Raw genomic sequence first — 14633 nt, 5'->3', positions numbered from 1 at the left:
GTGACCGCAAACGATAAAATATGAAACATTCACGAAATGCTACACTTATTGAAGTTCAGAGCATTTCGGTGTTAAGACAAGCCGCTCAATAGCGGTTTTTTGTTTTTTAGCACTTTAGTACCCAAAGAGCCCTACAAATTTAAGCTCTTAGTTAGGTAGCTTAACGGCTACTTCATTCCGTACTTTGGGAAAGTAGCTTCTAATAGGATAAAAACATGGCCACTATAAAAGATGTCGCACGCTTAGCCGGCGTATCAACAACAACCGTTTCTCACGTAATCAACAAAACTCGCTTTGTTGCTGAAGCGACTCAAGAAAAAGTTAATAAAGCCGTAGACGAACTTAACTATGCGCCAAGTGCCGTTGCTCGTAGTTTGAAGTGCAATACAACACGCACTATCGGCATGTTAGTGACTCAATCAACTAACCTCTTCTTCTCTGAAGTTATTGATGGTGTTGAAAGCTACTGTTACCGTCAAGGTTACACTTTGATCCTGTGTAATACGGGCGGTATCTACGAAAAGCAACGTGACTACATTCGAATGCTTGCAGAGAAACGTGTAGATGGCATCTTAGTTATGTGTTCTGACCTAACTGAAGAACTAAGAGAGATGTTAGACCGTCACGCGGACATCCCTAAAGTTATCATGGACTGGGGTCCTGAGAGCTCTCAAGCTGATAAGATCATCGATAACTCTGAAGAAGGTGGCTACCTAGCAACCAAATACCTCATTGAGCGCGGTCACTCCAAGATTGCATGTTTAAGTGGCCACTTAGACAAAGCAGCATGTGTTGAACGCATCTCAGGTTACAAGCGCGCACTCAATGAAGCTAAGATTACTGCCGATGAAAATATGATCATCGAAGGCAACTTTGAGTGTGACACCGCTGTGATTGCTGCTGACCAAATCATTGAGATGGAAGATCGCCCTACCGCAGTATTCTGTTTTAACGACACAATGGCATTAGGACTGATGAGCCGATTGCAAGAAAAAGGTATTCGTATTCCTGAAGATATCTCAGTGATCGGTTACGACAACATAGAATTAGCTGAATACTTCTCTCCACCGTTAACGACGGTTCACCAACCTAAGCGCCGTGTTGGTAAAAATGCATTCGAAATACTACTAGAGCGTATTAAAGACAAAGACCACGAAAAACGCGTCTTCGAAATGCACCCTGAAATTGTTGAGCGAAGTACAGTTAAAACGTTAAATTAATTGATGTAATGAGTTTAGTTTAATCAAGCGCACCTTTAGGTGCGTTTTTTTTTTCAACAAACAAAATGCACTTACATGCATATCTCGAAGATCATTAATTGAAGCAATGTCACATTTTAAAATAAGAAGTGTGAGCCTAATTCAACAAAAACTTTATTCTAACAACCCAGTCACGCACAGGGCAAACCACTTGAAAAAGTGGGACGCAAAGCTTCCGGCCTAAACCACTCGTTGGTATGGTAGCGGGGTTACCGATGGCAAAATGCAGTAACTGCTAATACTTTAGTAATTTACAGCCTATTGACAATTTAATTGCAACATTTTGCTAATCTCTCGGACCTGCTTATTTGGTGGCGTAGTTCAAATACACCGAGATAAATAACATGGATAAACCGATACTAAAGGACTCAATGAAATTATTTGAGCCCCTAGGAAAAATTAAGTCACGCTCAATGTTTGGTGGATTCGGGCTTTTTGCTGATGACACAATGTTTGCCCTGGTTGTGAATGACCAGTTGCATATACGAGCTGACAAATGCACAACGCAACAATTCGAACAACAAGGATTTCAACCGTACGTCTACAAAAAACGTGGTTTTCCTGTCGTTACTAAATATTTCGCTTTACCTGAAGGCTTATGGCAAGACCAAGAGAAAATCTTGCAGCTTGCGACTACGTCTCTAGGTTTTGCTAAAGAAGAGAAAGCTGAACAATCTTCTGCTAAACCAACTCGACTCAAAGATCTGCCTAACCTTCGACTCGCTACCGAGCGGATGCTGAAAAAGGCAGGGATCGATTCTGTAGAACGTTTATATGAATCTGGCTCTGTAAACGCATTTAACGCCATCAAAGAATCGCATGCGTCTTCTGTCAGTATTGAACTTTTATGGGCGCTAGAAGGCGCGATCAATGGTACACATTGGTCTGTTATACCGCAGCAACGTCGTGAAGAGCTTATCAATCACGTCAATTAACATTGTCAGTGCAAACTATCTAGATAACTAAGCCGCATTCCTGCGGCTTTTTTTATATCTGGTGAAAGTTATTCTATGCTTTGCCTGTCTATCTATACTAATCGTATACATTGAAAAACTAATGGTATGCATTGAAAATTTAGAGGAAATATCAATGAGTAAAAAAATGATATTAGGTATTGTGTTGGTCATAACCATCGTCTTGTTAGGCGTCAATTTCGGCCAATACTTAACGCTTGAAAATGCGAAAACCCAACAAGCTGTTTTGAATGACTACATCGAGAGCAATTTCATTGCCGCCGCCGCTATCTACTTTGTCGCGTATGTCATGATTACGGCTTTCTCAATTCCTGGCGCCGCGGTTGTTACGCTACTAGGGGCTGCGCTATTTGGCTTCTGGAACAGTTTACTGCTAGTCTCTTTCGCAAGTGCCATTGGTGCAACGCTTGCGTTTCTAAGTAGCCGCTACCTGTTACGAGACTGGATCCAAACAAAGTTTGGTGACAAGTTAGCAACTATTAACAAGGGTGTAGAAAAAGACGGGGCATTTTACTTATTCTCACTTCGTTTGATTCCTGTTTTCCCGTTTTTCCTTATCAATCTATTGATGGGTCTAACACCGATGTCGGTAAGTCGTTACTACATTACGAGTCAAATCGGGATGCTACCGGGTACGGCTGTTTTCTTGAATGCCGGAACTCAACTCGCAGAAATTGATTCCCTTTCAGGCATCGTGTCTCCCTCAGTACTGTTGTCATTTGCCTTACTGGGTGTATTCCCAATTATTGCTAAATGGTTGATGAATAAATTTCGCTCAGCACCTGTCGCTGAGTAACGAAAATAACTAAATAGCTAAATAGCTAAATAACTAAATAGCTAACGCATGCAACCAAATAAGGTTCTATTTCAATGAAAATCTTCAGTGCATCGAATCCGACAGAAGCTCATATCATCTGTGGCTTGTTAGAAAGTGAGAATATTGCGTGTGAAGTCCGTGGTGAGGGTTTGTTTGGTTTAAAGGGTGAAATCCCATTTACCGAAGATACAGACCCTTACGTATGGTTATATGAGGCAGAACTCGCTAGTAAAGCCCGCACGATCGTCAATGACTACCAAAAACAGCAAGATTCAATCATCTATGAAGAGTGGCGTTGTGGTGAGTGTCATGAAATCAATGAAGCACAATTCGGGTCTTGTTGGCAGTGCGGCGCTGCTTCACCTGAATAGCAGAGCTTCAGTTATTACAGACACGATTCGATCAATACCTCCTCCAAATAAAAACGGGAAGCTAAATTAGCTTCCCGTTTTTATTTTAATTCTATTGAATCATCTGCTTTGATAATCAACCTAGAGAATCACTGGATTTGCTTTTGGATAAAAGCGATAGATTGTTGATTGAATTCTTCAGGATTTTCTACATTACATACATGCCCACAGTTGGCAATTTCTACCAACTCGCTCGACTCGTGCGCTTCGACCATTTCTTTAACAGGCTTGATGAACATGTAATCGCGCTCGCCCATCAAATACAAAGTCGGAATCGGCAACTCTCTGTCTTTAAAATATTTCATCAATGGGTTTACATCAGCCGTGAGGATAAACCAGCGCTTGAACTCTTTTTGGCACAGCTTTTTCGCTTCGCGGATAAACAGGTGACGTGATTCTTTTTGACTTTTTTGCGGCATCACAACATAAGCAAACAGGCTGTATAGCCACATATAAGGAATGATGTGCTTACTCAGGTTTCCTAATTTGATTAAGACTTGAGATCGAGTGTTGAGTTTAGTGACGGCACCACCAAGCACCATCGAACGTACTCTGCTTGCCGCCAATTCAGCCACATTACGAACGATAATTGTACCCAAAGACATACCCACAAAGTGTGCGGATCGGATTTTGAGATGATCTAACACTTTAAGAATATCGAGCGTTACCGATTTGAACGTATAACGGTTCGAAATCAGATCTTTAAGTATGTTGTCTGATTTACCGTGCCCTCTCAAGTCAATGAGAAGCAAGTTGAAATGCTGTTTATACGCTTTGATCTGCTTAAACCAAATGGAGGAACTGCCCCCTGCGCCATGCACAAACACAACCCACTCATCGCTCGTAGGGTGAGTAAATGTTTTATGAAATAATAAACTCTCAGACATACCTATCGCTTAATTTATTTATGGAGCTGAGCCTCATCACAAGGCGATGACTAAGGATATCACGCAATTAAGAATTTTAAGTGATAATAGTGTCAAACCCAACACTAGTCATGTGAATACCTGACCACCTTTTCTACCTGACTAAAATGAGTTTGCAAGCTTTGTCTTTGGAAACGTGATGTGATCTGACCAGAAAACAAAAAGGCACTCTATCAGCAGAGCGCCTTCTTTTATTATGAACGGTTGTTATTCAACAATTGAATTTTAAAGCTAAGTCAACAAGTTAAAATGCAGAATGGTACATCGCAAGATATTCTTCTGCCGCATCTTCCCAACTAAAGTCTTGTTGCATCGCGTAAAGTTGAACGCGTTTAATTTCTGCTGGATTTTGAGCATAAAGTAGTAATGAACGATGCAATACCGCTAGCAATGCTTGCGGTGTAGGCTCCTCAAAAGCAAAGCCAGTCGCGACCTCTGGATCCTCATCGTAATCATTCACGCTGTCTTTTAAACCTCCCACAGAACGAACAATCGGTAAAGTACCGTAAGCCATGCTGTAGATTTGGTTCAAGCCACAAGGCTCAAATTCAGAAGGCATCAAGAAAAAGTCAGAGCCCGCTTCAACCAAGTGCGCTAGTTCATTATTGTAGGCTTCGACGAATGAGAACTTGTCTGAATGAAGTGCTGATAGCTCTTTCAATTGACTAGCCAAAACCGGATCGCCAGTACCAACAATCACGATCTGCAATTCGTTTTTCAAGAACTGCTCGATGATAGGCAGTAAGTAATGAACGCCTTTTTGGTTGGTCAGACGACAAACCATGCCATAAACCGCACAATCGGTAACGGGTAAACCAACATCTTGTTGCAGTTTTTGCTTACAAGCAGACTTCCCACGAGTCATGCTGTGTTTCGTTGCTTTGAATTTACGAGGAAGGAAAGCGTCTGTTTCCGGGTTCCAAGCTCCATAATCACAACCATTGAGAATGCCCAATAAGTCTGCCGAACGATGTTGGAACTCTGCTGCCATGCCATGGCTACCTAACTCCGTTTTCAGCTCTTCTGCATACGTTGGGCTTACTGCATTGACCTTATCAGCACACATCACCCCTGCTTTTAGCATAGTGACATGAGTGTCGCTTACAGATGCCTCAGGCACATTGTAACTGTGCATCTCTGGCAAACATTGCAGTTCATCGTATGCGAACACCCCTTTGAAAACCGCATTGTGAACCGAGAGAACACTGCGTGTATTTTCAAAAAAATCGTGTCGTTGATAACGTGATTTAAGCAAGAAAGGCACAAAACCTGTGTGCCAGTCATTTGCATGAATGATATCAGGTTGGAACGCGAGCTTAGGAAGCATATCGAGACAAGCCGTACTGAAGAACGAGAAGCGCTCTCCGTTATCAGCATACGCTTGATTGTTCTCTGCGTACATTTCAGGACGGTCGAAATACTTGGCACATTCAATAGCGAAGATTTGAACACCTTCGACACTCAACTTTTTGACTTGATAAGCAGTATGAGGCCAATGATCGAGCTCGGTCGACAAAATCACGTCAGCTGATTCAATGTTTGGAATGTTTCTATAAGCAGGGATGGTCACTCGAACATCTTGTTCGAGTGTTTGTAACGCTTTTGGCAGTGCCTTGGCTACATCAGCCAAGCCACCACTTTTAATCAAGCCTTCAACTTCAGACGCTACAAAAAGTACCGAGAGAGTCTTAGTAACCAACTCGAGCTCCTTTAGGAATAACTACTACACCATCGTCAGAGACATGGTAATGCTTTTTATCTTCTTTCAGATTTACGCCAATCTGTGTTCCAGGTGCGATATCTGCATCTTTATCGACGATGACACGACGAAGTACGCAACCTTCACCCACTTTCACGTCGCCGAGTAAGATACTCTCACTAATATCACACGCTGATGCGATATTACTACGGAAACCCAATACACACTTCTCAATGCGAGAACCACGTACGTAGCTACCATTGCACACTAAGCTATCGATGATCTGAACACGGCCGTTTGCCGAATCAGTAAACGTAGCCGGCGGTAGTGGCGGATAGTATGTATGTAGTGGCCACTTGCGGTTGTATAGCGAGAATGGCGCATCTTTCTCAAGAAGATCCATATGAGCTTGCCAGTACGCGTCAATCGTACCTACATCGCGCCAATAAACTTCTTCTTTCTCACCAGTAATACGGTTAGTACTGAAGTCATATACAAACACATCACCACGCGGAACCATGTTTGGAATAATGTCTTTTCCGAAATCATGTGTCGAGTCTTCTTTGTCTGCATCTTCAACAAGTTCGGCGAACAATTCGCTAGCTTCAAATACGTAGTTACCCATAGACACCAGCGCTGACTCTGGGTCACCTGGAATTGGTTTCGGGTTAGCTGGTTTCTCTTCAAAACCAATCATACGTCCTTCAGCATCCACTTCGATAACGCCGAATTCAGACGCTTCAGCAAGCGGCATACGCAATGCTGAAACGGTTAAAGCCGCTTTCTTCTCTTTATGGAAATCAAGCATCTGCTTAATGTCCATTTTGTAAATATGATCTGATCCAAAAATACAAACTTGATCAGGTTCTTCCAGTTGCATGAAGCGAAGGTTCTGATAAATAGCATCTGCAGTACCTTCATACCAACGCTTACCTGTACGCATTTGCGCAGGAATAGGGTCGATAAAACGGTCTGTTATGCCACTGATATTCCATCCCTTTTTCATGTGATGAAACAGGGATTGTGACTTAAACTGCGTTAACACGTAGATCTTCATTAGATCAGCATTAACGAAGTTGTTCAGAGCGAAATCAATTAAGCGGTAGCTACCACCGAAAGGAACCGAGGGTTTGCTGCGGGATTCTGTTAAAGGTCTTAAGCGAGAACCTTCACCACCAGCAAGAATCATTCCCAATACACCAGCCATTTTATTCTCCATATATTTATAGCTTGTCGATGTTAGTACTCTAAGAGGTATCTTCCTCTGGGGGATGAGCACCAACACTTATTTCGGTACTTAACGAATATCCATTCACATGCAGTGAAAATATCCTAAGCCAAACGTTGTTAAGTGTGCACTATTGTTTGCACTTGGTTTTATATACGTTATCGACTTTCCGGCCGATTTCAATTTTTAATACGCCATTCTGTGTTATGTAAGCCGATTGCTTTCCTAAGACTTAAAGCAGCTCACACTACACCGTTTTTATGAAACATTTAGTTAACACCTAGAACACATGAGGTATACAACTAAAACCTGACCTGTGACTTACAATATTTTAATTAAGTTACAATCACGTTAAAGTTGCATAATTAAAGATTATTATCCATTCCATTTATTTCACGGCCTGAATTTAATAGCTGAACACAGGTAAGGCTGACGATCGAGAGACAGCATAATTAGTCATATTTAGATCAAAAAAAAGCAGCCTAATGGCTGCTTTTTCATCAATAAAATGCCAACCCATATCAGATCGGGTCACATATTCAGTTACTTCTCTTTAGGCTTTTTACGCTTATCCGTAACTTCCCACTTACCGTCGATGTACAAAGCGGTCCAACCTGAAGGTTTACCGTCCACTTCGGTACGAACGTAGTTTTCTTTTGTCTTACGACTAAAACGAACCACTGTCGGCTTGCCATCAGGGTCAGCAACAGGTGCTGATGCCAGATACTGGAATTTAGGTGAAATACGGTCTTTAAAACGAACCAGCTCTTCCACTAATGGTGCACGTGTCTCACGTGATTTAGGGAAATTACTCGCGGCCATAAACAAACCAGAAGCCCCATCACGAAGTACGAAGTATGCATCTGAATTTTCACATGGAAGTTCAGGGAAGTGCACTGGGTCTTCTTTCGGCGGCGCTACTTCGCCATTTTTCAGAATCTTACGAGTGTTCTTACAATCTTCACTCGTACAGTCCATGTATTTACCGAAACGACCATTCTTCAGAACCATGTCAGAACTACATTTGTCACACTCAACAAGCGGACCATCATAGCCTTTCACTTTAAATTCGCCGTGTTCAACCACATAACCTTCACAATTAGGGTTGTTACCACACACGTGCATCTTACGCTTATCATCGATCAGATAAGCATCCATTGCCGTTTCACAAATCGGACAACGCTTTTTCGCTCGAAGGGCTGCGGTTTCAACGTCTTCTTCAAGAACGTTGATAATACCGTCTTCATCACCAAGGTTAATGGTTGTCTTACAACGCTCTTTTGGTGGAAGTGCATAACCAGAACAACCTAGGAATACGCCAGTCGAAGCTGTACGAATACCCATTTTACGGCTACAAGTTGGACACTCAATATCGGTTTCAACGATATGATTTGGCTTCATGCCACCAGCGTCTTCATCTAAATCGGCTTTTTCCAAATCGCCAGTAAAGTCTTCGAAGAAGTTATCTAGCACGCCTTTCCAGCTTGCTTCGCCTTCTGCAATTTGGTCTAACTTCTGTTCCATACGAGCCGTAAAGTCATAGTTCATTAGATCATTGAAACTACCATCTAGACGGTCAGTAACAATTTCACCCATTTTCTCAGCATAGAAACGACGCTGTTCAACTTTTACATAACCACGGTCTTGAATCGTAGAGATGATTGATGCGTACGTTGAAGGGCGACCAATACCACGCTTCTCAAGTTCTTTAACTAGCGCAGCTTCAGTAAAGCGGGCCGGCGGCTTAGTGAAGTGCTGTTTAGGGTCTAATGCGATTAGGTCTAGCTTTTCACCAACCTGCACAGCAGGAAGAATCGTATCTTCATTTTTACCCATTGGACGTTGAACGCGAGTCCAACCATCAAATTTAAGAATACGACCTTTCGCTTTTAACGTGTACTCATCAGCTTTAACGCTTACCGTTGTTGAATCGTATTGCGCAGGTGTCATTTGACATGCAACAAATTGATTCCAAATCAGCGAGTAAAGCTTGTGTGCGTCTGCGTCTACGCCGTTTAGGTCTTCAGACTTAACATCGACACTTGAAGGACGAATCGCTTCGTGAGCCTCTTGTGCGCCCTCTTTGCTGCCGTATACAAGCGCCTTCGGTGGAAGGTATTGTGCGCCAAACTCAGAACCAATGTATTCACGTGCGGCTTCTACAGCTTCTGAACTCAAGTTGGTTGAGTCAGTACGCATATAAGTGATGTAACCCGCTTCATACAAACGTTGAGCCAACATCATGGTTTTCTTTACGCCGTAACCAAGACGTGTGCTCGCCGCTTGTTGCAGAGTCGACGTGATGTAAGGTGCAGACGGCTTACTCTTTGTTGGGCGGTCTTCACGTTTACATACTTCGTATTGCGCTTTTTCTAAAACGCTTACTGCAGCTTGTGTTTGCGCTTCATTATCAGGTTTAAACGCAACACCGTCTTTTTGAGCGACTTGCAGTCTGAAATCTGTTTTGTCTGCAGTTTTGGTATCAGCATGCACATCCCAGAACTCTTCAGGGATAAAAGCGTTGATCTCGCGCTCACGTTCAACCAGTAGTTTTACTGCTACAGATTGAACACGGCCAGCGGATAGGCCTCGTGCTACTTTTTTCCAAAGCAGTGGTGACACCATAAAGCCAACAACACGGTCCATAAAACGTCGTGCTTGTTGTGCGTTTACGCCGTCGATATTTAGCTCACCTGGAGTTTCGAAAGCTTGTTGAATAGCATTTTTAGTGATTTCGTTAAAAACCACTCGTTTGTATCGCGTTTCATCACCACCGATGATCTCACGAAGGTGCCATGCGATAGCTTCTCCTTCGCGGTCCAAATCGGTTGCGAGATAAACATGGTCTGCGTTCTCAGCCAGTTTTTGCAATTCAGCAACGACTTTTTCTTTACCCGGTAAGATTTGGTAATTAGCTTCCCACTCTTGATAAGGGTTTATACCCATCTTTTTAATAAGAGCTTTGCGATCTTTTTCTTTCTTGATACGAGCTTTATCTTCTGGGCTCATACCCTTGGTTGAAACTGCAGCAGCCTTTTGACCAGTACTTTGACCCGCCGTTGGTAAATCACGAACGTGACCTACACTCGACTTAACGACAAAGTCTTTGCCAAGATATTTATTGATAGTTTTAGCCTTGGCTGGCGACTCCACTATAACGAGCGATTTACCCATATTGACTCTAACGTCCTTAATCACGATGCTTCAGCACCAACAATTTTACTTGTGGGCTTTTACGCATGATATTCTAAATTCATTGCTTCTTTTTTTACTATTGTGCGAGATTACTAGAAGATCAACCGCTTTTTTCAAAATTGGATCTGATCGCTCGACAATTCGACGACTCATAGAGAAAAGAGCCACAATATAAAGAAGCTATAAAGTACTCACTAAGAATACTTGCAAGAGCCTATTCATCAGGCATTACGTCTAAACGCGCTCATACTAAGCTTGTCGGCGAATCTAACGCGAGCCCCATTCAATTATTTTTGTCATAAATCACAAAATAAATTGTGGATGTTTGAAAAGACTCTCTTAATCGGTTGTGAAATCATTGAATTTCTAGTTCGACACCATAAACTCAACGTTATATTCAGTTATCAGAGATAAACTCATGACAAAGAAAGTAATAGCAGAATTTGATTTACTGCTTATCGCAAACCAAATTATCCAATCACATGATGACTACATTGAAGGCATGCGCGCAAACAGCGTAGTAGAAAAAGACGATGTACTCATTTTCAAAGGTGAATACTTCTTAGACAACAATGGAATGCCGACAGAAAATACAACCGCGGTATTTAACATGTTTAAGTACTTGGCGCATCACCTTTCGAAAGAATTTACAATTCAGCAATAATTAAAAAGCTTGCCATCTAGGCAAGCTTTTTTGTTCCTGGACCTTTATATACTTATCATTTTTATAGACTTAGTATTTTTATAGGCTCAGCATTTTCAGCTTATCGAAGTAGTCAGGGAATGTCTTTGATGTACAACCTGGATCATTGATCGTCACCGGAGTGTCACTCAAAGCAACCAACGAGAAACACATCGCCATGCGGTGATCATCGTAAGTATCAATCGCCGCGTGTGTCAGTTCAGCCACAGGGTTAACAATGATGTAGTCTTCACCCTCTTCCACCTCAGCGCCCACTTTACGTAGTTCTGTTGCCATTGCCGCTAAGCGATCCGTCTCTTTCACACGCCAGTTGTAAACATTGCGGATTGCGGTTGTTCCTTTAGCAAACAGAGCCGTTGTCGCAATTGTCATCGCCGCATCTGGAATATGGTTATAGTCCATATCAATGCCTTTTAGCTCACCACAACGAGAGATAACGTAGTCATCACCCCATTCGATTTCAGCACCCATTTTCTCAAGTGCATCAGCGAATTGGATATCACCTTGGATACTGTTTTTGCCAATACCTGTCACTTTAATCTCACCACCTTTGATAGCAGCGGCTGCAAGGAAATATGACGCTGATGACGCATCACCTTCAACCAAGAAATCACCGGGTGCTATATAAGATTGCCCAGTTGGAATCACAAATTCTTGGTAGTCATTGTTGATAACATCCACACCAAATTGCTTCATGATATGCAGCGTAATATCGATGTAAGGCTTAGAAACCAATTCACCTTCGATTTTGATGGTCACTTCGCCTTCAGCTAAAGGTGCAGCCATCAAAAATGCCGTCAAGAATTGACTAGAGATAGAACCATCGATAGAAACCGTACCGCTCTTCAGACCGGTACCTGTGATCTTCAATGGTGGATAGTTTTCGTTTTCTAAGTATTCGACGTTGGCGCCGGCCTCTTGCAGTGCAGTCACTAAGTGACCAATTGGGCGCTCTTTCATACGTGGCTCACCAGTAAGAACGTATTCACCGCGACCTAAACAAAGTGCAGCCGCCAATGGACGCATTGCTGTACCCGCGTTACCTAAGAAAAGTTCTAGGGCTTTGTCACTTGAGAATGCACCACCAACACCTGTCACTTCACAAACTGTTTTGTCTGCAGACAACTGATAATCAACACCTAACTGTGTTAATGCATTCAACATATGACGAATGTCATCACTGTCTAGTAAGTTTGTTAGGCGAGTTGTTCCCGTTGAAAGTGCAGCCAAAAGAAGCGCACGATTAGAAACACTTTTTGAGCCAGGTAGGTTAACTTCCCCACTCACTTTCTGAATTGGTTGTAACGTAAGGCTTTCCATTAGTTCTTATAGTCCTTGTACCACCCGAAGTCACTGGCGCGTATTTATTTTCGGATGATGAATAATTCTTCGTACTTGCAGACTAACGAACTTTTCCAACGAACTCCAGAGCTAATCCCCTCGATAAAGGCGATTAATTAGCCAACCAAACACATTTATATACTAGTACACTAGATCAACTCGAACGCCATCTGAAAAATAGAGAATCCGCACATCATCACCTCTATTGAACAACATCGAATTGTCAACGTCTTGAATGATGTTAACCAGATTGTCATCCTTGGTTTTAACCAATAATTCAACGAGTTTATATTCCACCCGATATTGCGTATTACCGCGATTACGAGCGATCCCCGCCCCCGCTACAGCACCAACCGCCGTTGCGACTTCTTTACCTGTGCCGCCACCAAACTGATTACCAACCAAACCACCAATTGCCGCACCCAACAAGGTTTCCCAACCATTCGCTTTCGACTCTACGATCTCCTGTTGGGTAATGTACCTGACCGTATCAACCTCACCGTAAACGACCTCATTCACTGGTCTGGCTTGGTTTCTGTCGTAAGCTGCATTTGCCAACATGGGCAAAACAAGTAAAATCCAAAGCAACTTCTTCATGGTAAAACTCCTAAAGACCTATTGGTCAGTGATTAATCTGTAATGCGGTACTTATGACTATATACCTAACCGAACTTGATACTACTAGTATAGAGTTTCCTTCGCCCTTCGACGCGCTTGATGAACCCAACGGTCTACTCGCATTCGGGGGTGATTTGTCACCGATGCGAATTTTGAACGCTTATAGCCAAGGTATATTTCCATGGTATGGCCCAGGAGAGCCTATACTTTGGTGGAGCCCTGCACCACGAGCGGTATTTAATCCTAAGACATTCGAACCATCAAAAAGTCTTAAAAAATTTCAACGAAAACAGAATTACCGTGTCAGCATCAACCAAGCGACGGACAGAGTAATTGGTTATTGCTCTTCACTGAGACCCGAAGAGGAAACTTGGTTAAACAATGACATGCAAGCAGCCTACCGTGAACTCGCTTCATTAGGGTTCTGCCACTCAGTTGAGGTTTGGCAAGGTGACGAGCTGATTGGCGGGCTTTATGGGTTACAAAGAGGCCAAGTCTTTTGCGGCGAGTCGATGTTCAGCCTGAAGACCAATGCCTCTAAAATTGCACTATGGTACTTTTGTGAGCACTTTACACTATTCGGCGGACAACTCATTGATTGCCAAGTCATGAACCCACACTTGGAATCCTTGGGCGCTATCGAGGTTGATAGGGATGAATTCCTAAGTTCTCTTCAATTACTCAAAGAAACGTCCGTTAACGATGCATGTTTCAAAAAACAATGGCTAAAGGAAATGCCTTAATGAATCCAGATTTACAACAAATCAGAATTGGATTAACAGACAATCACGCTTGCAGTTACTTACCCCATCTCGAAGAAAGAGTGGCAGTCACGCTTGATGAACACATGCACACAGCAGATAACTATGAAGTCCTGCTTGCGAATGGATTTCGCCGCAGTGGAACAACCATTTATAAACCACATTGCGATAATTGCTCATCGTGCCAAGCGATTCGACTTTCGATTCCCGAGGTCCAGTTTTCCAAGAGCCAACGACGAATACTCAACAAGGCCAAAGCACTGCGTTGGGAGCTGAAAGATGAAATGGATGACAACTGGTTTGACTTGTATAGCCGCTATATAACCGCTCGCCACCGTTCGGGAACCATGTATCCACCGAAGAAAGAAGAGTTTCTGCGTTTCTCTAAAAATGAATGGCTTGCTACAAAGTTCATGCACATCTATGATGAGGGGCAGTTAGTCGGCATTGCCGTTACAGACATCATGCCTCACTGTACGAGCGCGTTTTATACCTTCTTCGACCCTGATATCGACATTTCTATGGGAACTCTTGGCGTTCTATTCCAGATCCAACATGCCCAGAAAGAACAAAAACAATGGTTATATTTGGGTTATCAAATCGATGAATGCCCTGCGATGAACTATAAAGTACGATTTCAACGTCATCAAAGGCTAGTAAATCAGCGGTGGCAAGGGTAGAATACGCGACAACTTTACATAT

General features: G+C 42.7%; 13 protein-coding genes and 1 riboswitch. Of the genes, 7 read left to right on the top strand and 6 right to left on the bottom strand.

The features are described 5' to 3' along the window. Window positions 1-215 precede the first annotated feature (215 nt). From purR to Q5H80_RS05120, 4 genes are all read left to right on the top strand, one after another. Complete coding sequence (gene purR / locus Q5H80_RS05135; RefSeq protein ID WP_009846353.1) at window positions 216-1220, top strand: HTH-type transcriptional repressor PurR; 1005 nt, start codon at window positions 216-218, stop codon at window positions 1218-1220. Window positions 1221-1390: 170 nt separating this feature from the next. Continuing rightward, window positions 1391-1476: riboswitch (cyclic di-GMP riboswitch) on the top strand. Between the two features lie 127 nt (window positions 1477-1603). Next, window positions 1604-2194 (top strand): TfoX/Sxy family DNA transformation protein, encoded by a 591-nt coding sequence (locus Q5H80_RS05130; RefSeq protein ID WP_009846352.1) that lies wholly within the window; start codon window positions 1604-1606, stop codon window positions 2192-2194. A gap of 154 nt (window positions 2195-2348) precedes the next feature. Next, window positions 2349-3029: a TVP38/TMEM64 family protein gene (locus tag Q5H80_RS05125; protein WP_304569104.1), complete on the top strand. Its 681-nt coding sequence runs from the start codon at window positions 2349-2351 to the stop codon at window positions 3027-3029. A gap of 74 nt (window positions 3030-3103) precedes the next feature. Further along, the gene (locus tag Q5H80_RS05120; protein ID WP_304569103.1) at window positions 3104-3421 is read left to right on the top strand and encodes a DUF2007 domain-containing protein; all 318 of its coding nucleotides are present in this window, start codon (window positions 3104-3106) and stop codon (window positions 3419-3421) included. 128 nt (window positions 3422-3549) lie between these two features. On the opposite strand, the gene Q5H80_RS05115 is transcribed toward Q5H80_RS05120, so the two are convergent. The 4 genes from Q5H80_RS05115 to topA form a co-directional block, all read right to left on the bottom strand. Next, on the bottom strand, window positions 3550-4347 hold the full coding sequence (locus Q5H80_RS05115) for an alpha/beta fold hydrolase (RefSeq protein WP_009846349.1): 798 nt from the start codon (window positions 4345-4347) through the stop codon (window positions 3550-3552). Between the two features lie 283 nt (window positions 4348-4630). Next, entirely contained in the window at window positions 4631-6085 is a 1455-nt protein-coding gene (glgA, locus tag Q5H80_RS05110; RefSeq protein WP_304569102.1) for a glycogen synthase GlgA, read from the bottom strand. Next, window positions 6075-7292, bottom strand: coding sequence for a glucose-1-phosphate adenylyltransferase (glgC, locus tag Q5H80_RS05105; protein WP_304569101.1), 1218 nt, complete (start codon window positions 7290-7292; stop codon window positions 6075-6077). The genes glgA and glgC overlap by 11 nt, the downstream gene beginning before the upstream one ends. 564 nt (window positions 7293-7856) lie before the next feature. Beyond that, a complete protein-coding gene (gene topA, locus Q5H80_RS05100; protein ID WP_304569100.1) occupies window positions 7857-10487 on the bottom strand; it encodes a type I DNA topoisomerase in 2631 nt (876 codons plus the stop codon). Between the two features lie 439 nt (window positions 10488-10926). Here topA and Q5H80_RS05095 point away from each other — a divergent pair, with 439 nt between their 5' ends. Beyond that, complete coding sequence (locus Q5H80_RS05095; RefSeq protein ID WP_009846345.1) at window positions 10927-11172, top strand: YciN family protein; 246 nt, start codon at window positions 10927-10929, stop codon at window positions 11170-11172. A gap of 78 nt (window positions 11173-11250) precedes the next feature. On the opposite strand, the gene aroA is transcribed toward Q5H80_RS05095, so the two are convergent. Further along, window positions 11251-12531 (bottom strand): 3-phosphoshikimate 1-carboxyvinyltransferase, encoded by a 1281-nt coding sequence (gene aroA, locus Q5H80_RS05090; RefSeq protein ID WP_017097711.1) that lies wholly within the window; start codon window positions 12529-12531, stop codon window positions 11251-11253. Window positions 12532-12693: 162 nt separating this feature from the next. After that, the gene (locus tag Q5H80_RS05085; protein ID WP_304569099.1) at window positions 12694-13149 is read right to left on the bottom strand and encodes a glycine zipper 2TM domain-containing protein; all 456 of its coding nucleotides are present in this window, start codon (window positions 13147-13149) and stop codon (window positions 12694-12696) included. A 53-nt stretch (window positions 13150-13202) separates the two neighbouring features. Between Q5H80_RS05085 and aat the strand changes: the two genes are divergently transcribed. Continuing rightward, window positions 13203-13913, top strand: a complete 711-nt coding sequence (gene aat / locus Q5H80_RS05080; RefSeq protein ID WP_304569098.1) for a leucyl/phenylalanyl-tRNA--protein transferase — start codon at window positions 13203-13205, stop codon at window positions 13911-13913. Next, the gene (locus tag Q5H80_RS05075) at window positions 13913-14611 is read left to right on the top strand and encodes an arginyltransferase (RefSeq protein WP_304569097.1); all 699 of its coding nucleotides are present in this window, start codon (window positions 13913-13915) and stop codon (window positions 14609-14611) included. Before aat ends, Q5H80_RS05075 begins: the two co-directional genes overlap by 1 nt. Window positions 14612-14633 lie beyond the last annotated feature (22 nt).

The organism is Vibrio sp. SNU_ST1, from assembly GCF_030563405.1.
Taxonomy (GTDB): Bacteria; Pseudomonadota; Gammaproteobacteria; order Enterobacterales; family Vibrionaceae; genus Vibrio.
Note: the sequence above shows the minus strand (reverse complement) of the source record. Positions and strands in the feature narration are given on the sequence as shown.